This is a genomic window from Kosakonia cowanii JCM 10956 = DSM 18146, from assembly GCF_001975225.1.
Taxonomy (GTDB): Bacteria; Pseudomonadota; Gammaproteobacteria; order Enterobacterales; family Enterobacteriaceae; genus Kosakonia; species Kosakonia cowanii.
In genome coordinates this window covers 1,999,314-2,016,701 of record NZ_CP019445.1, presented here as the reverse complement: position 1 = coordinate 2,016,701, position 17,388 = coordinate 1,999,314, and the positions used below count along the sequence as shown (strand labels likewise).

18 protein-coding genes and 2 pseudogenes are annotated in these 17,388 nt (G+C 55.1%); 4 read left to right on the top strand and 16 right to left on the bottom strand.

Annotated elements, in window-relative coordinates; genetic code table 11:
• The 5 genes and pseudogenes from ugpE to BWI95_RS24020 all read right to left on the bottom strand — a co-directional run.
• Positions 1 to 846 carry a sn-glycerol-3-phosphate ABC transporter permease UgpE gene (gene ugpE / locus BWI95_RS09330; RefSeq protein ID WP_054802641.1) on the bottom strand — a complete coding sequence of 282 codons (846 nt, stop codon included), beginning with the start codon at positions 844 to 846 and terminating at the stop codon, positions 1 to 3.
• A complete protein-coding gene (gene ugpA / locus BWI95_RS09325) occupies positions 843 to 1,730 on the bottom strand; it encodes a sn-glycerol-3-phosphate ABC transporter permease UgpA (protein ID WP_054802642.1) in 888 nt (295 codons plus the stop codon). Before ugpA ends, ugpE begins: the two co-directional genes overlap by 4 nt.
• A gap of 97 nt (positions 1,731 to 1,827) precedes the next feature.
• Positions 1,828 to 3,144: a sn-glycerol-3-phosphate ABC transporter substrate-binding protein UgpB gene (gene ugpB / locus BWI95_RS09320; RefSeq protein WP_023481967.1), complete on the bottom strand. Its 1,317-nt coding sequence runs from the start codon at positions 3,142 to 3,144 to the stop codon at positions 1,828 to 1,830.
• Positions 3,145 to 3,426: 282 nt separating this feature from the next.
• Complete coding sequence (locus BWI95_RS24025; protein ID WP_232374450.1) at positions 3,427 to 3,525, bottom strand: Hok/Gef family protein; 99 nt, start codon at positions 3,523 to 3,525, stop codon at positions 3,427 to 3,429.
• Positions 3,494 to 3,589, bottom strand: a pseudogene (locus BWI95_RS24020) (hypothetical protein); the annotation flags it as partial. The pseudogene BWI95_RS24020 and the gene BWI95_RS24025, both read right to left, overlap by 32 nt.
• Before the next feature lie 200 nt (positions 3,590 to 3,789).
• Between BWI95_RS24020 and BWI95_RS23285 the strand changes: the two are divergent.
• Positions 3,790 to 3,951 (top strand): hypothetical protein, encoded by a 162-nt coding sequence (locus BWI95_RS23285; protein WP_156884903.1) that lies wholly within the window; start codon positions 3,790 to 3,792, stop codon positions 3,949 to 3,951.
• Between the two features lie 217 nt (positions 3,952 to 4,168).
• On the opposite strand, the gene livF is transcribed toward BWI95_RS23285, so the two are convergent.
• From livF to BWI95_RS24015, 5 genes and pseudogenes are all read right to left on the bottom strand, one after another.
• Positions 4,169 to 4,882 (bottom strand): high-affinity branched-chain amino acid ABC transporter ATP-binding protein LivF, encoded by a 714-nt coding sequence (gene livF / locus BWI95_RS09310; protein WP_023482055.1) that lies wholly within the window; start codon positions 4,880 to 4,882, stop codon positions 4,169 to 4,171.
• 1 nt (position 4,883) lies between these two features.
• Positions 4,884 to 5,651: a high-affinity branched-chain amino acid ABC transporter ATP-binding protein LivG gene (gene livG, locus BWI95_RS09305; RefSeq protein WP_023482112.1), complete on the bottom strand. Its 768-nt coding sequence runs from the start codon at positions 5,649 to 5,651 to the stop codon at positions 4,884 to 4,886.
• Positions 5,648 to 6,925: a high-affinity branched-chain amino acid ABC transporter permease LivM gene (locus BWI95_RS09300; RefSeq protein WP_054802643.1), complete on the bottom strand. Its 1,278-nt coding sequence runs from the start codon at positions 6,923 to 6,925 to the stop codon at positions 5,648 to 5,650. The genes livG and BWI95_RS09300 overlap by 4 nt, the downstream gene beginning before the upstream one ends.
• Positions 6,922 to 7,848 (bottom strand): high-affinity branched-chain amino acid ABC transporter permease LivH, encoded by a 927-nt coding sequence (gene livH / locus BWI95_RS09295; RefSeq protein WP_023482039.1) that lies wholly within the window; start codon positions 7,846 to 7,848, stop codon positions 6,922 to 6,924. Before livH ends, BWI95_RS09300 begins: the two co-directional genes overlap by 4 nt.
• Before the next feature lie 56 nt (positions 7,849 to 7,904).
• Positions 7,905 to 8,054 (bottom strand): annotated as a pseudogene (locus BWI95_RS24015) (leucine ABC transporter subunit substrate-binding protein LivK); the annotation flags it as partial.
• Between the two features lie 625 nt (positions 8,055 to 8,679).
• Here BWI95_RS24015 and panM point away from each other — a divergent pair.
• Entirely contained in the window at positions 8,680 to 9,063 is a 384-nt protein-coding gene (gene panM / locus BWI95_RS09285) for an aspartate 1-decarboxylase autocleavage activator PanM (protein WP_054802644.1), read from the top strand.
• A 142-nt stretch (positions 9,064 to 9,205) separates the two neighbouring features.
• Here panM and BWI95_RS09280 read toward each other — a convergent pair whose 3' ends face one another.
• The 6 genes from BWI95_RS09280 to ftsY all read right to left on the bottom strand — a co-directional run bounded on the left by BWI95_RS09280 (position 9,206) and on the right by ftsY (position 16,301).
• On the bottom strand, positions 9,206 to 10,309 hold the full coding sequence (locus BWI95_RS09280) for a branched-chain amino acid ABC transporter substrate-binding protein (RefSeq protein WP_139569052.1): 1,104 nt from the start codon (positions 10,307 to 10,309) through the stop codon (positions 9,206 to 9,208).
• Between the two features lie 244 nt (positions 10,310 to 10,553).
• Positions 10,554 to 11,816, bottom strand: a complete 1,263-nt coding sequence (locus BWI95_RS09275; RefSeq protein WP_054802645.1) for a 4-aminobutyrate--2-oxoglutarate transaminase — start codon at positions 11,814 to 11,816, stop codon at positions 10,554 to 10,556.
• Between the two features lie 148 nt (positions 11,817 to 11,964).
• Positions 11,965 to 12,822, bottom strand: a complete 858-nt coding sequence (gene rpoH, locus BWI95_RS09270) for an RNA polymerase sigma factor RpoH (RefSeq protein WP_023482062.1) — start codon at positions 12,820 to 12,822, stop codon at positions 11,965 to 11,967.
• A gap of 266 nt (positions 12,823 to 13,088) precedes the next feature.
• Positions 13,089 to 14,147: a permease-like cell division protein FtsX gene (gene ftsX / locus BWI95_RS09265; RefSeq protein ID WP_054802646.1), complete on the bottom strand. Its 1,059-nt coding sequence runs from the start codon at positions 14,145 to 14,147 to the stop codon at positions 13,089 to 13,091.
• A complete protein-coding gene (ftsE, locus tag BWI95_RS09260; protein ID WP_023482101.1) occupies positions 14,140 to 14,808 on the bottom strand; it encodes a cell division ATP-binding protein FtsE in 669 nt (222 codons plus the stop codon). Before ftsE ends, ftsX begins: the two co-directional genes overlap by 8 nt.
• 2 nt (positions 14,809 to 14,810) lie before the next feature.
• Entirely contained in the window at positions 14,811 to 16,301 is a 1,491-nt protein-coding gene (ftsY, locus tag BWI95_RS09255; protein WP_054802647.1) for a signal recognition particle-docking protein FtsY, read from the bottom strand.
• A 190-nt stretch (positions 16,302 to 16,491) separates the two neighbouring features.
• On the opposite strand from ftsY, the gene rsmD reads away from it, so the two are divergent.
• Together rsmD and BWI95_RS09245 are read left to right on the top strand one after the other, a co-directional pair.
• Entirely contained in the window at positions 16,492 to 17,094 is a 603-nt protein-coding gene (gene rsmD / locus BWI95_RS09250) for a 16S rRNA (guanine(966)-N(2))-methyltransferase (protein WP_054802737.1), read from the top strand.
• Complete coding sequence (locus tag BWI95_RS09245; protein WP_223284346.1) at positions 17,084 to 17,353, top strand: DUF1145 family protein; 270 nt, start codon at positions 17,084 to 17,086, stop codon at positions 17,351 to 17,353. The genes rsmD and BWI95_RS09245 overlap by 11 nt, the downstream gene beginning before the upstream one ends.
• The last annotated feature ends 35 nt before the right edge of the window (positions 17,354 to 17,388 follow it).

The window sequence follows — 17,388 nt, the reverse complement described above, 5'->3', positions numbered from 1 at the left end:
TTATTTCTCACTGTCGACCAGACCGCGCACAAAGGCGCGCTGCATGGTTAAAACGATAACAACCGGGGGGATCAGCGTCAGCAGCATTGCGGCCATCACCTGGTTCCACTGCGTCGTACCCTCACCGCTCGACATCATCCCTTTAACGCCCGCCACGGCGGTGCCGAGGTTGACGTCGCTGATAATCAACAGCGGCCATAAATACTGGTTCCAGCCGTAGATAAAGGTGATGACGAACAGCGCCGCAAGATTGGTGCGCGACAGCGGCAGCACAATGTCGCGGAAAAAGCGCATTGGCGAGGCGCCATCAATGCGCGCGGCTTCGATTAGTTCATCCGGCAGCGTCATAAAGAACTGACGGAAGAGAAAAGTCGCGGTAGCAGAGGCCATCAGTGGCAAAGTCAGGCCGGTATAGCTGTCGAGCAGCTTAAGGTTGGCGATCACTTCCACCGTCGGGAAGATGCGCACCTCTACTGGCAGCATCAAGGTACTGAAGATCATCCAGAAGAAGAGGTTTCGCAGCGGAAAACGAAACCAGACGATGGCGAAGGCCGAGAGGATCGAAACTGAGATTTTCCCTACGGTTATCACCAGCGCCATGATGAAACTGTTAGTCAGCATCAGCCAGAAGGGCGCGCTGTGGGGACCGACGCCGTTAACCCAAATCGCGCGCAGGTTCTCCCACAGATGGCCGCCGGGGATCAGCGTCATCGGCGTGTCGTATACCGCGTTGTTATCAAGCGTGGCAGTGACAAACGCGACGTAGAGCGGAAACAGCACCACCGCAACGCCTAAGATAAGCATGATATGGCTGAACAGCGTCAGCCCTGGGCGATTCTCAATCATTGGTAGCGCACCTTACTTTCGACATAACGGAACTGCACCACCGTCAGCACAATCACCAGCACCATCAGGATCACCGACTGCGCCGCAGAGGCGGAGAGATCCAGCCCGGCAAACCCTTCGCGGTAAATCTTATAAATCAGCGTGGTGGTCGCCTGCACCGGGCCACCGGCTGTCGCCGCATCGATAACCGGGAACGTATCGAAGAAGGCGTAGACGAGGTTGACCACCAGCAGAAAGAAGCTCACGGGTGCGATCAGCGGCAGTGAAAGCTTGAAGAAACGGCGAATGGGTCCTGCGCCATCAATGGCGGCGGCTTCCACCAGCGAGCGGGGAATCGACTGCAACGCGGCGAAGAAGAAGAGGAAGTTGTAGCTGATCTGCTTCCAGACCGAGGCGAACACCACCAGAAACATCGCCTGACCACTGTTTTGCGCATGGTTCCAGTCATAGCCGAACTGCTCAAGGAAGTGCGTAATCAAGCCGCGTCCGGGATTGAACAAAAAGATCCACAATACGGCGGCAACAGCAGGCGCCACCGCATAGGGCAGCAGCATCAACGTCTGGTAGATGCGGCTGCCACGCACCACGTTATCCACCAGCGCGGCAAAGAACAGCGAAACCAGCAGACCGCTGAAGGTGACCATCGCGCTAAAACGGATCGTCGTCCAGAAGGCGTCGAGGTAGTAGCTGTCATGAAACAGCGCGGTAAAGTTATCCAGCCCGACAAACTGGCTGGAGAGACCAAAGGGATCGACGCTCTGCACGGAGTACCACAGCGCTTCGCCCGCAGGCCAGAGAAAGAAAATCACTGTAATCGCCAGCTGCGGCGCGACGAGCAGATAGGGTAGCCAGCGTGAACGAAACACCGGACGGGATGCGGACATAGCAAGACTCTTTTTGAAAATGCCGGGGGGCGGCGACGCGATAGATTGACCGATTTACAGGCCGGACAAGCGCTGCGCTTATCCGACCCTTAGTACATTAAGACTTGGTCGACTGCTGGAAGCGGCGCAGCAACTGGTTACCGCGCTCAACCGCAGAGTCCAGCGCCTGTTGCGGGGTCTTCTTACCGGTCCACACGCTCTCCAGCTCTTCATCAAGCACGGTGCGGATCTGCGGCATATTGCCCAGACGCAGCCCTTTGGTGAAGGCCAACGGCGGCTTGTTCAGCATCTGGCGCGTGGCGATATCTGCCCCAGGATTTTTATCATAGAAGCCCTGCTGGCGCGTCAGATCGTACGCCGCCTTGGTGACAGGCAGATAACCGGTTTTCTGATGCCACTCGGCAGCGATTTCCGGTTTGGTCAGGAAGTCGAGGAACTGCGCCACGCCTTTGTAAGTCGCGTCATCTTTGCCCTTCATTACCCACAGGCTGGCACCGCCGATAATGGCGTTTTGCGGCGCGCCCTTCACGTCGGCGTCGTAGGGCATCATGCCGACACCGTAGTTAAATTTCGCATAGTGGCGAATATCCGCCAGCGAACCGGATGAGGCGGTGGTGATGGCGCAATCGCCGTTATAAAACTTCTCGGTGGATTCATCTTTACGGCCAAAGTAGCTGAATTCGCCCTTCTTATTCAGCTCTTCCAGCATGGCGATATGCTTCACCTGCTCCGGCTTGTTGAACTCCAGCACCGCATCGGTACCGTCAAAACCGTTGTTTTTAGTGGCAACCGGCAGACCGTGCCAGGCGCTAAAGTTCTCAATCTGGATCCAGCCCTGCCAGCCGCTCGCGTAGCCGCACTTCATGCCCGCCGCTTTTAGCTTCGCTGTGTAAGCCGCCAGATCCTGCCAGGTTTTTGGCGGTTGATCCGGGTTCAGACCTGCTTTTTTGAAAGCATCTTTATTGTAATAAAGCACCGGTGTGGAGCTGTTAAACGGTTGAGAGAGCAGATGCCCGGTTTTTGAATCGGTGTAGTAACCCGCAACGGTCGGCACAAACTGGCTTTCGTCAAAGGTGATACCCGCATCTTTAAAGACCTCGTAAACCGGCTTGATCGCTTTAGAGGCCATCATCGTTGCGGTGCCAACCTCGTAAACCTGCAGCAGCGCTGGCGCATTGCCGGTGCGGAAGGCGGCAATGCCCGCGCTCAGGTTCTGCTCGTAGTTGCCTTTATAGACCGGAACGATTTTGTAATCGGGGTGAGTATCATTAAAACGTTGCGCCAGGGAGTCGACCTCTTTGCCTAACTCGCCTTCCATGGAGTGCCAGAACGGGATAGTGGTTACGGCCATGGCATTACCAGCAAAAACAAATCCCAGCGCCAGACCCAAAGCTGTATGTCGTAACGTCGTCATTGTGCTCTCTCTTGTTATACGGGATGCGCGATATCACGCGTTTTGTGCTCGGGAGGTAACATGACACGCTCGAATGACAGAAAAATAACTTTTTAATTACAAAAGCATGACAGCCAGGCGTCAGGCAGATGTCGGGCAAGTGATGGAAAGATGAAGGAAAAATGGCGGTTCAGACAAAGGGCTTCCCGGTGAACCAGGAAGCCCTTTAAGCGGCGCTCGAAGGCAACGCTGCAACAACATCATCGCACCTGAAAGGCAGGGATTGCTCCCTGCCCCAGGTCGCTACTTACCGGATTCGTAAGCCATCAAAGCCGCCACCTCTCTCTCCTTGTCCCGGTAGCGAAGCTCGCACAGGGATTTGCGGGTCAGATAGGTGAATATCAGCAGCGTGAAGCAGAGAATAAACACGCAGCAGATAAAAGTTTGCGGGATTTTCATAGCCTATAACTCCTTGCCTTTCAGCAGGTAAGAGGCTACGCTGACGTTGTTGATGCGTTGGTGTAGCCTCGGGTTAATTGAAAAATTGACTCGGGGCTTTCATCTTTCTGCCTCACAACATTTCTGCGTATTACTTCTAAATGCAGCCCATGAGGCAAAAAGCCTCAAGCGCCGCCCGCATCATATCCCGGCCACACGCCATACTTCATGGCTGAAATATATTTTTCAGATTTAAACCCGATCGCTGATGTTACTGTTTTCACTAATAAAAAAGAGCTTTCCGGCGAACCAGAAAACCCCTTGTTTGCGCAGCTTTACTTCCTTGCCTTTCAGCAGGTAAGAGGCTACGCTGACGTTGCTGATGCGTAAGTGTAGCCTCGGGTTAATTGAAAAATTGACTCGGGGCTTTCATCTTTCTGCCTCACAACATTTCTGCATAACTTCCTGAAGCGCAGCCATGAGGCAAAAAGCCTCAAGCGCCGCCCGCATCCTGTTGCGAACCCTCTCGCTGCGTATGGTTGAAGTGCATTTTTCAGAAAAAAACCGACCCTTGCGAGGCCGGTTTTTATGTCTTTACTTCCAAGTGTTAGCCGCCGAGATAAGCGCTTCTCACCGCTTCATTCGCCAGTAGCGCATCACCGGTATCTTCGAGCACCACATGCCCGTTCTCCAGCACATAGCCGCGATCGGCGAGCTTCAGCGCCTGATTAGCATTCTGCTCCACGAGGAAGATGGTCATCCCCTCTTTACGCAACTGCTCAATGGTGTCGAAGATCTGTTGAATGATAATCGGTGCCAGCCCGAGCGACGGCTCATCCAGCAGCAGCAGGCGCGGCTGGCTCATCAGCGCGCGGCCTATCGCCAGCATCTGCTGCTCGCCGCCGGACATGGTGCCGGCACGCTGTATGCGGCGTTCATGCAGGCGCGGGAAGAGTTCATACACCCATTTAATACGCGTCTGATATTGATCGCGGTGGGCAAAGAAGCCGCCCATTGCCAGGTTCTCTTCCACGGTCATCCGCGAGAAGACGCGGCGGCCTTCCGGCACGATCGCGACCGCTTCACGCATAATCTTCGCCGTTTGCCAGTCGGTAATATCTTTACCATCAAACACCACGCGGCCGCTGGTGGCGCGCGGATCGCCGCACAGCGTGCCGAGCAAGGTGGTTTTCCCCGCACCGTTGGCACCAATCAGGGTCACGATCTCTCCCTGATTAATATGCAGACTGACCTCGTGCAGCGCCTGGATTTTGCCGTAGTGGGCGCTAACTTTGTCGAAAGATAACATTGCGTTTTCCATCTTATGCCTCACCCAGATAAGCGCGGATCACGTCCGGGTTGTTACGAATCTCTTCCGGCGTCCCGTTGGCCAGCGGTGTCCCCTGGTTGACGACATAGATCCGGTCGGAAATACCCATCACCAGTTTCATATCATGCTCAATCAGCAAGATGGTGGTGTTGTGATGGTTACGCAGCTCGACGATCAGCTCATCCAGCTCTTTGGTCTCTTTCGGGTTTAACCCTGCCGCCGGTTCATCCAGCATCAGGATCTCCGGCTGCGTCACCATGCAGCGGATAATCTCCAGACGGCGCTGATCGCCATAAGCCAGATTGCTGGCCTGGCGGTTGGCGTGCGCTAACAAACCGATCCTCTCAAGCCAGGTCGCGGCGCGATCGAGCGCTTCGCTCTGCGTGCGGCGAAACGCGGGCGTCTTCAACAGGCCAGAGAAGAGGCCGGTTTTTAATTGCTGATGCTGAGCGACCAGTAAGTTCTCAATCACCGTCATTTCACGGAACAGGCGCACATGCTGAAAGGTACGCACCACACCCATACGCGCGATTTGCTGGCCCGGCAGCCCTTCAAGATGCTGGTCGCGCAGCATAATGGTACCGCCGGTGGGTTTATAAAAGCCGGTCAGGCAGTTGAAGACGGTGGTTTTCCCCGCGCCGTTTGGGCCAATCAGCGAGACAATCTCCTGCGGTCGCAGCTCCAGCGAGACGTTGTTAACCGCCAGCAAACCGCCGAAGCGCATCATCAGGCCATTTACCGATAACAGTGGCTGACTCATGCCTGCTCTCCTTTTGCCTGGCCGTTTTTCAGTTTCAGCTGCGGCCGCGTCATCGGCAGCAAGCCCTGCGGACGCCAGATCATCATCAGCACCATCAAACCACCCAGCATTAACATGCTGTATTCATTGAAATCACGCATTAGTTCGCGCGAGACCACCAGCAGAATAGCGGCGAGGATCACCGCGAACTGCGAGCCCATCCCGCCCAGTACGACAATCGCCAGTACAAAGGCGGATTCGGCAAAGGTGAAGGACTCCGGGCTGACAAAGCCCTGGCGCGCGGCAAACAGCGTGCCAGCAAAACCTGCGAATGCGGCGCTGATGGTAAATGCCGTCAGCTTGATACGTGTCGGGTTGAGACCCAGCGAGCGGCAGGCGATCTCATCTTCACGCAGTGCTTCCCACGCGCGGCCCAGCGGCATACGCAGCAGGCGGTTGATAACAAACAGCGTCAGCACAACCAGCAGCAGCGCCACCAGATAGAGGAACACCACGCGGTCGCTCGGATCGTATTTCACATTGAAGAAGTTGCTGAAGGTATCCCAGCCCCCTTCGCGCGCTGTGCGGCTGAACTCAAGGCCAAACAGCGTCGGTTTCGGGATCTGGCTGATGCCGTTTGGCCCGCCAGTCACTTCGGTGTTGTTAAGCAGCAGAATGCGCACAATCTCACCGAAGCCCAGCGTTACAATCGCCAGGTAGTCGCCGCGCAGGCGCAGCACCGGGAAGCCGAGCAGGAAACCGGCAGCGGCAGAGACCAGCCCCGCCAGCGGCAGGCAGGTCCAGAAGCCAAGCCCGTAATAGTGGTTCAGCAGCGCAAAGGTGTAGGCACCGATCGCGTAAAAACCGCCGTAGCCCAGCACCAGCAGGCCGGAAAGGCCAACAACCACGTTCAGCCCAAGACCGAGGATGATGTAGATCATCGTCATGGTGGCGATATCAATGGTGCCGCGCGACACCATAAACGGCCACACCACGGCAATGACCAACAGCGCCAGCAGGAACAGCTTCTGCTTAACGGTAGATCCATCGATAGCCGGCAGGACAAATTTCGGCCCCGAAACGCCTTTCAGGCTCTTCTGGAAAACAGGGCGCAGTAACTGGAAGAAAAAGACCACGGCGGTGCCGATGAAGATCCACTGCCAGCGGATATCCGCCGCGTTATCGACCACCAGTTTGGTGCCATTCAGCTCCAGCTGAACGCCCATAAAGACGCCAGCAAGGATGAAGAACATGGTGGCAGAGAGCAGCGCCATCGCAAAATGCATCGGTTTCATACTTTCTCTACCTCCGGGCGACCGAGGATACCGGTCGGCATCACCAGCAGGACGCCAATCAGCAGCGCGAAGGAGACCACATCTTTATACTCAGTGCTCAGGTACGCTGAAGAGAGCGCTTCCGCCACGCCGAGGATCAGCCCCCCAATCATCGCGCCAGGAATGCTGCCGATACCACCCAGCACCGCGGCGGTAAATGCTTTCATACCCGCCATAAAGCCGATATAGGGATTTATCACGCCATAGAACTGGCCGAGCAGCACGCCAGCAACCGCCGCCATCGCCGCGCCAATCACAAAGGTCAGCGCAATCACCCGATCGGTGTTGATGCCGAGCAGGCTCGCCATTTTCAGGTCTTCAGCACAGGCGCGGCAGGCGCGTCCCATGCGCGAATAGCGGATAAAGAGCGTTAATGCGAGCATGGCAACAAAGGTGACGATCCAGATAACCAGCTGCATTGTGGTGATGGAGGCGGCAAAGTTTTCGCTGCTGCCGATAGTCCACTGGCCGTTGAACAGGCTTGGCAAGGCTACGTCGCGCGAGCCTTCTGTCAGGCTGACGTAGTTTTGCAGGAAGATGGACATGCCGATGGCGGAGATAAGCGCAATCAGACGCTTGGAGCTGCGCACCGGGCGGTAAGCAACGCGCTCGATACTCCAGCCGTAGGCACTGGCGATAATAATCGCGCCGACAAAACCTGCCCCGACCAGCAGCCAGCTTGAGTCGATGCCCATCATCATCAGGGCGGCGATAATCATAAAGGAGACGTAGCTGCCAATCATGTAGACCTCGCCATGGGCGAAGTTAATCATGCCGATAATGCCGTACACCATGGTGTAGCCAATGGCGATCAGGGCATAAGTGCTGCCCAGCGTGACGCCGTTGAACATCTGCTGCAAGAAATAGAGAAACTGCTCAGACATAACTTAACCTTCTTAAATCTCTCAAGATTTTCGTCCAAAGAGAGGGATGACTGTGACTTCGCCACACAGGACGAACCATCGGCGTGTCGTTGCAAGACACTCAACTTAAATCCCTTCAGATCGCCTTTTTCATCCCAGTTCAGCGGCCCTGTTTCGGTTTTAGCCCCGTTGGCTTTTAACGCGTTAATCAGGTCAGCGGCTTGTTTCAGCGTCCCCGGCGCAGCATCTCTCCACTATCCGGTTAATAACCACCGTAGTAGACAAAGACGATATTTTCTTTTTTTAGATGAGCGTTAAGCGCAGAAAAAACTACTTCCCTGACGGTAATACCTTTTAAACAAGACCGCGTTGCCATGACCGGCTTTCAATCATTCCCGCGACAAATGTTTTCGCGTGCCTTTTCATGCCTGCTACCCCGTTCGTGATGTTGTGTGAAAATTTTGTTTTTATATGGTTAAAAAGCATTCTGTACTTTTAATGCACAATGCTATTTTTATCAGCGCCTTTAATGAGTTAGCGTGGTTTTCTGGCGTAAACCATACTAAATACTCTATTTTTCAGGCGATTAAGCAGAGATAATATTCTGTATTAAGCGCGAGATAAACATCTAAAAGTGGGGCTTTCAGCATAAAATAACGGCAGTATACGCGGTAGAAAGCGCCATCATTCAGGTTAAAATGCTGTGTCTTTTTCGATCTCTGATGTTTCTGGCTATGCCAGTCGCTGCGCTAAAACTATTCACCTGTTGTATTAAATATAAAAAAGTCTCCAGCCCCGGCGGGTGAAATTGTTTACACTCATTCCCTGTTTCACGTTTTGGACAAACGGTAGATGAAATTAACCATTATCCGGCTGACCAGTTTCAGCGAGCAGGATCATATTGATTTAGCGAAAATCTGGCCGGAATACTCCCCCGCCTCTCTGCATATTGACGATACGCACCGCATTTACGCCGCACGGTTTAATGACCGCCTGCTGGCCGCCGTACGGGTGACGTTGCGCGGCACCGAAGGCGTGCTGGATTCGCTGCGTGTGCGGGATGTCACTCGCCGTCGCGGCGTCGGGCAATACCTGGTGGAAGAGGTGATGCGCGATAACCCGGCAATGACCAGTTGGTGGATCGCAGATATCGGCGTTGAAGATCGCGCCGTGATGGCCGCCTTTGCTCAAGCGCTCGGCTTTACCGCGCAGCAAGATGGCTGGGAAAAGCGCTAAAAATAGCGGGCAAGGTGAGCCATGCCTGAGCGGGATTTCATGTCGCAGGAAGTCGTTAATCCCCGGAAGCTTACAGGCGTAAGCGACCGGGGCGAATGCAGCCAACGCACCTGCGGCGCGAAAGGCGACTATCAAATACTCATCACTTCGCGTCGGTCGCGGTACCGTTCGCATGCCAGGTAAAGACGCCGAACTCAAAGCCCTTCAGATCGCCCTTCTCATCCCACGTCAATGGCCCCATCACGGTTTCAACAGAGTGACCTTTCAGATAGGTGGCGATTTCAGCAGGATCGTCAGACTGGTTCAGGCCCGCAGCCAGCGACTGCAACGCGGCGTAGGTGGTCCAGACAAACGCGCCGCTCGGATCCTGTTTCTTGCCTTTGATGGCATCCACAATCGGTTTGTTGGCCGGTACCTGATCGTAGTTCTTCGGCTTGGTGACTAACATCCCTTCGGCAGACTCCCCGGCGATGTTAGAAAGCGAGACGTTCGCCACGCCTTCCGGCCCCATAAACTGGGTTTTCAGACCAGCCGCACGTGCCTGGCGCAGGATCTGCCCCATTTCCGGGTGGTAACCGCCGTAGTAAACAAAGTCGATATTCTCTTTCTTCAGACGCGCAACCAGCGTGGAGAAATCTTTTTCACCGGCGGTGATGCCGTCAAAGAAGACCACGTTGGCATTGCCTTTTTTCAGGCCATCCTGCACGGCGCGCGCCAGGCCTTCGCCATACTGCTGCTTATCATGAATGATAGCGATGCGTTTCGGCTTCACCTTATCGAGAATGTATTTCGCCGCCGTTGGACCCTGGTCAGAGTCGAGACCGGTGGTACGCAGCGTCAGTTTGTAACCGCGTGCAGTCAGCTCAGGGGCAGTAGCCGCAGGCGTGATCATCAGGATGCCTTCGTCTTCATAAATGTCGGACGCTGGCTGAGTGGAAGAGGAGCAGAGGTGGCCGATAACATATTTGATGCCGTCGTTAACCACTTTGTTGGCTACCGCTACCGCTTGTTTCGGGTCGCAGGCATCGTCATATTTCACCACGACTAGTTTGTCGCCTTTGACGCCGCCTTTTGCGTTGATATCGGCAACAGCCTGCTCAGCACCGGTAAATTCCTGATCGCCATACTGCGCAACCGGACCGGACATCGCACCGACAACGGCAACTTTGATATCTTTGGCGAATGCCACATTGCTCATTGCTAACGCAATACATCCTGCCAGTAACGCTTTGCCCTTCATTTTCATCCTGAGTTTCCCCATTGTTATGGTTTTTGCAATTGTTGTGATGTTGTTATCTGGAATATTGCTTCGCTTATTACCCTAAGCAAAGAATATGATATTTGTTATTGTGCAGAATAGTGCCCTGTAAGCAGCATACTCTGCTAAAACATACCCCATTTTATGGAATAAGGAATAGCAATTTTGCAGGTTGTGCGGCAGAGCGATGCGAGAACGTGACAAAGCCGCCCATAAGGCGGCTGAATAATTACTACATTAACGACCGCTGGATAATATCCAGCGCTTTTCGGAACTGCTCATCAGGAATGGTCAGCGGATAGAGGAAGCGGATAACGTTGCCATAGACGCCGCAGCTTAGCAGCAGCAGCCCGGCCTGAAGCGCTTTATCCTGCACCTGTTTGGTGAACTCCGGGGACGGCGCGCCGGTTTGCGGGTCCTGAAACTCGACCGCCACCATCGAGCCCTGCGCGCGGATATCGGCAATATGCGTGCAATGCGCTTTCGCATGGGTCAGCACTTCGACCAGATCTTTGCCCAACTGGTTGGCGCGTTCGCACAGCTTCTCCTCTTCAATCACATCCAGCACCGCATGCGCTGCCGCCACCGCCAGCGGGTTACCGGCATAGGTTCCGCCCAGGCCGCCAGGCGCAGGAGCATCCATCACTTCGGCACGTCCGGCAACTGCCGAGAGCGGTAAACCGCCCGCCAGGCTTTTCGCCATAGTGATGAGATCGGGTTTGATGGCGTAATGCTCGCTAGCGAAGAGTTTGCCGGTGCGGGCAAAACCGCTCTGCACCTCGTCGATGATCAGCAGAATGCCGTGGCTGTCGCACAGGGCGCGCAGCGCCTGCATAAACTCTGGCGGAGCAATATTAAAGCCCCCTTCACCCTGCACCGGCTCTAACAGGATCCCGGCGACCTGATCGGGCGCGATATCGGCTTTGAAGAGATGCGTCAGGCTTTGCAGCGCCTGTTCAGTGCTGACGCCGTGCAATTCATTTGGATAGTGGGCGTGATAAACCGAACCGGGAAACGGCCCGAAGCCGATCTTATAAGGTGCAACTTTTCCCGTCAGCGCCATGGTCATAAAGGTACGACCGTGAAAGCCGCCGCCAAAGGCGATAATGCCCGGACGTTTGGTATAAGCGCGGGCGATTTTTACCGCGTTTTCAACCGCTTCGGCGCCGGTAGAGAAGAAAGCGGTTTTCGCCGGGCCATCAATGGGGACGCGCGCGTTGATGCGCTCGGCAAGTGTGATATAGCTTTCGTAAGGAACGATTTGGTACGCGGTGTGCGTAAAGGCCTGGAGCTGTTTTTCGACTGCGGCCATCACTTTTGGGTGTCGATGGCCGGTGTTTAGCACCGCAATCCCGGCGGCGAAATCAATCACCTCGTTGCCTTCCACATCCCATAGCGTGGCGTTTTCTGCTTTCTCAGCGTAGAAGCCACACATCACGCCAACCCCGCGCGGCGTGGCGGCTACACGCCGCTGATGTAATTCACTATTCTTCACCTTTTTCCCCTCTCTGTGCCAACCCACAGAGTAAGTATATAGCGCCTTCGTTAAGACGACGTTTTAACCAGCGCCGGGAGTGAGAGGAAATTCAGATAATAAAAAACCGGGTGAGCTTTCGCTGACCCGGTCTGTTTGCAGCTGGCGCTTACGCTTCGATAGCGGCGCGCAGTTTTTTCATCGCGTTCTTTTCAAGCTGTCGTACGCGTTCAGCGGAAACGCCGTAACGGTCGGCCAGCTCCTGTAGCGTGGACTTGTTATCTTCGTCCAGCCAGCGGGCGCGGATGATCTGCTGACTACGTTCGTCGAGACCCTGCATCGCATCGGTCAGTTTGTTGGCTGCCTGCTCTTCCCAGTTATCATCTTCAATGCCGTCAGCAAAGTTAGATGTTTTGTCCTGTAAGTAGAGCACCGGTGCCATCGGCTGGCCGTCCTGCGCATCGTCATCGGAAGACATATCAAACGTCATGTCCTGGGCCGCCATACGCGACTCCATTTCACGCACGTCTTTGCTGGTCACACCCAGTTCGCGGGCGACCATTTCGACTTCGTCCTGGTTAAACCAGCCGAGACGCTGTTTAGCCTTACGCAGGTTAAAGAACAGCTTACGTTGTGCTTTGGTGGTCGCGACTTTCACGATACGCCAGTTGCGCAGCACATACTCGTGGATCTCAGCTTTGATCCAGTGCACGGCGAAAGAGACCAGACGCACACCGACTTCAGGGTTGAAGCGGCGTACCGCTTTCATCAGGCCGATATTTCCTTCCTGGATCAGATCCGCCTGCGGCAGACCATAGCCCGAGTAGTTACGAGCAATATGAACAACAAAGCGCAGGTGAGATAGAATCAGCTTTTTCGCTGCTTCCAGATCGCCCTGGTAATGCAGCTTTTCAGCCAGCGCCCGCTCTTCATCAGCCGTCAACATCGGCCATGCGTTAGCGGCCCGGACGTAAGATTCCAGGTTGCCAACAGGGGCTAAAGCTAAAGTTTGCATTTCTTTGGTCATTCAAATCCTCTCAATTCACTATCAACTGGCGGCGGTCTGTCCCCATCAGGCAACAAACATGCCAGCATTTTTGAGCAACGAGAATAGCATTCACTTTTTTATCAGACAGTGATTTTATCCACAAGTTCCTTGTAGGCGTGTGAATAAATTACGCACAAATTGTGACATCCGGATGAACAGCCGACGCGGGGAACAGCAAGATAGTTGGATACGCTCTCCCTGCAACGGTATTCGTCATTGCAGGGGAGGAGTATACCAGAGAATCGTTAGTCCGGAGTAAAGTGACGTAAATGTTGCACCGTCGCCAGCCAGGCGGCAATCCAGCCAATCATCGAACAGACCAGCAATAGCAGCAAACATTCATCGAAAGATAAGCCACTTAACTCAAACTGCGTGCCGAAGACCTTCGCCACATCCGTCACCGCCGACGAGAGTCGCATCACCAAAATTTCAGACAAAATGAGCGATAAAAACGCGCCGGAGAAGCCAAGAAGCGCGCCGCCGTAAAGGAACGGGCGCAGGATAAACCCATCCGTTGCGCCAATCAGCTTTTGCACATTAATGGTGTCACGACGGGCAAAGATGCTGAGACGCACGCTGTTACCGATCACCAGGAAGACGGCAGCGATCATCAACACGCCAATCATGGCCGAAACGCGCCCAACCAGCCCGGTCAGCGCCGACAGACGTGCAAACCAGCTATCGTCCATACGCACTTCGTCAATGCCCTGCACGCGCGTAATGCGATCGCGCAGCGTGTTCAGCGCCTCGGTGCTCTGGAAATCAATTTTCGGCACCACCACCGCCACTGCCGGCAGCGGGTTCTCTTCCAGCATATCTAACGCGCCGCCAAAGCCGGACCAGTTACGAAACTCGCCGAGCGCATCCTCGCGGGAGAGATAGTTCACCTTCTCAACGCCCGGTTCGGACTGCAACTGCCCGACCACCTGCTGCGCGGCGTTGTCATCCAGCGCTTTATCGAAGTAGACGGTAATTTGCGGCGAAGGATAGTACTGCGACGCCGCATGGCTGACGTTTTTGTAGACCATATAGCAGACGCTCGGCAGCGTCAGCGAGATGGCAATCACCATCACTGTCAGGAACGTTGCCAGTGGTTTACTCTTCAGATCCTGCAGCGCACCATGCCAGGCGTAGCGCATCTGCTCGTTGAAGACATTGGTTTTACGCGAAGGCGGTCGGGGGGCCTGCTTGCTGCGTCTCGGCGCGCTGCGGCTGCCTTCGCCCGCCGACGAGGCGGATTTGCGAAAACGGTCGAGCTTGCTGCCGAATTGCCGAATATGATTGATTGCGTCGCGCTTATTCACCCGCCAGGCCTCCATGCAAATGGCCGTCGCTCAGGCTCAGCATGCGGTACGAACGCCGGGAAATCAGCCCCATGTCGTGCGTCGCCATCAGTACCGTCACCCCAACGCGGTTAAACTCTTCAAACAGACGTAAAATCCCTTCAGACAGGGCTTCATCCAGGTTCCCGGTCGGTTCATCCGCCAGCAGTACGGCAGGTTTATTCACCACCGCGCGGGCGATGCCCACACGCTGCTGTTCACCGCCGGAGAGCTGGATCGGGAAGCTTTTCGCTTTGTCCAGCAGCCCGACTTTATCCAGCGCCGCCGACACGCGACGACGAATGTCATCCCCGCTGGCACCGGCGATAATCAGCGGGATCGCGACGTTATCAAACACCGTGCGATCCATCAGCAGATGGTGATCCTGGAAAATCATGCCGATCTGGCGGCGCAAAAACGGCACTTCGCGGCTTTTCAGCCGGGAAATATCGTGGCCGCTGAAGAAGATTTTCCCGGCGCTTGGCCGTTCAATCCCGCAGATCAGCTTCAGCAGGGTACTTTTCCCCGCGCCGGAGTGCCCGGTCAGAAACGCCATCTCGCCCTGCTGCAGGTGAAAGGTCACCCCCTGCAGCGCTTGTCTCCCACCGAGATAGGCTTTGCTGACATGTTCAAAGCGAATCATTGTTAATCCTCTCGGGCAAAAAGCGCCTCAATAAAATCGCCCGCATTAAACGGACGCAAATCTTCAATACGTTCGCCAACACCGATATAGCGAATTGGGATACCGAACTGATCCGCAACCGAGAAGATCACCCCACCTTTCGCGGTGCCGTCAAGCTTGGTCAGCGTGATACCGGTTAAACCGACCGCTTCGTGGAACAGTTTGGCCTGGCTTACCGCATTTTGCCCGGTGCTGGCATCAATCGTGAGCATCACTTCGTGCGGCGCATTTTCATCGAGCTTTTTCATCACGCGCACAATCTTTTTCAGCTCTTCCATCAAGTGCGATTTATTCTGCAGACGGCCGGCGGTATCCGCAATCAGCACATCGACATTACGCGCCTTCGCTGCCTGGATAGCGTCAAAGATAACCGAAGCGGAATCCGCGCCGGTATGCTGGGCAATCACCGGAATATCATTGCGCTGGCCCCACACCTGCAACTGTTCAACCGCCGCTGCGCGGAAGGTATCGCCCGCCGCCAGCATCACCGATTTACCCTGCTGCTCAAACTGGCGCGCCAGCTTGCCGATGGTGGTGGTTTTACCAACGCCATTAACGCCGACCATCAGAATAACGAACGGCGTTTTGCCTTCGACATTCAGCGGCTCGTCCACCTTCGCGAGGATCTCGCTCATCTCCTCTTTCAGCAGGCCATACAGCGCTTCCGCGTCGCGCAGCTGCTTGCGGCTGGCCCCTTCCGTCAGGTTGGTGATGATTTTCCGCGTGGTCTCAACGCCGACATCAGCAATCAGCAACTGCTCTTCCAGCTCTTCGAAGAGATCATCATCGATTTTTTTACCGCGGAACAGACTGATAAATCCGGAACCGAGATTCTCTTTTGTTTTCAGCAGGCTGCGCTTCAAACGCGCGAAGAAACCCTCTTTAGTCGGCTTCTCCTGCTCCTGAACCGGCTCGTCGACCGGCACAACCATCACCGCTTCTTCCGCCGCTTCGGCCGCCAGCGCATCCAGCTCTTCCTCGCTCGGCAGCGTCTCGTCTTCTATCTCTTCAACTTCTGGCTCGGTGACTTCAACGTCCGCAGTAACCAGCGGCTCGGCTTCGGCCTGCCACTCTTCGGCGTCAATGCTCTGCTCGCTAAGCTCTTCCGGCAGCGGCAGCGCTTCATGCTCAACGGCAGCAACGGGTGCTACTTCGATAATCTCTTCGACGGGTTCTTCAACAGCCGCTTCTTCTATAACCTGTTCTTCGGCAACCGGCTCTTCTGCAACGCGCTCTTCAGCAACAGGCTGCAATGCCTCTTCATGCGCCAGCTGCTCGCTGACCTCGACAACCTCTTCGGCGAACTTTTCGCTGTCGGCGGCAGGCTCGGCAACCGGCGTCTCTTCTACCTGTTGTTCTGCCGTTTTCTGCTCTTCAGCTTGCGCCTCATCGGCCCGCTCTTTCTGCCCAAAGCCCAGCCAGGAAAAAAAGCCACGTTTCTTTTCATTTGCCATTGGCGACTACACTCCTCGCTGTTGATTCTATAGCGCAGCCTGTCTGCTCGACCAGGACTGAAATCATTGGTGAATTAGTCGGATAGTCTAACACTTTCCTTATCTCTCATCACGGCCTGAGGATTAGGGTTTAACGCAATTCATCCGCCCGCTAGAATAGCAGGCCGAAATGATGAGCAAAGCGAAGACCATGAAGAAACCCAACCGTGCCGCCAGCGGACAAATTCGTATTATTGGCGGGCAGTGGCGGGGCCGTAAATTACCGGTTCCCGACAGCCCAGGCCTGCGCCCGACCACCGATCGCGTGCGCGAAACCCTCTTTAACTGGCTGGCACCGTCAATGGTTGACGCCCGCTGTCTCGACTGCTTCGCCGGCAGCGGTGCGCTAGGGCTGGAAGCGCTCTCCCGCTACGCCGCCAGCGCGACGTTGGTTGAGATGGAGCGCAGCGTCGCCCAGCAGCTTCAGCAAAACCTCGCTACGCTTAAAGCCACCAACGCGAAAGTCGTTAACAGCAACACGCTGAGCTTTTTAGCCGCAGCCGGCACGCCACACACCATCGTGTTTATCGATCCACCGTTTCGCAAAGGGATGCTGGACGACACCGTGCGTTTGCTGGAGAACAACGGCTGGCTGGCGGATGACGCGCTCGTTTATATCGAGAGCGAAGTAGAAAATGGTTTACCGTCAGTGCCTGCGCATTGGCATTTACACCGGGAAAAAGTCGCGGGCCAGGTGGCTTATCGTTTGTATCACCGCGAAGCACAAGGAGAGAAGCATGCCGTTGCTGATTAATCTGGGCCGTCTGATGATGCTCTGCATCTGGGCCTTTCTGATCTTCAATCTGATCCACCCCTTTCCGCGCCCGTTGAATATTTTCGTCAACGTCGCGCTGGTTTTTACCTTCTTTATGCATGCCTTGCAGGCGACGATGATGAAAACCGCGCTGCCGAAAGAGGGGCCGCAAATGACCAAAGTCGAGCAGCTGCGCATTTTTCTTTTCGGCGTCTTTGAACTGCTGGTCTGGCAGAAGAAGCTGAAAGCAAAGAGATAACTCTGTCAGATTAAGTGGAATTGCAGGGCATTGGG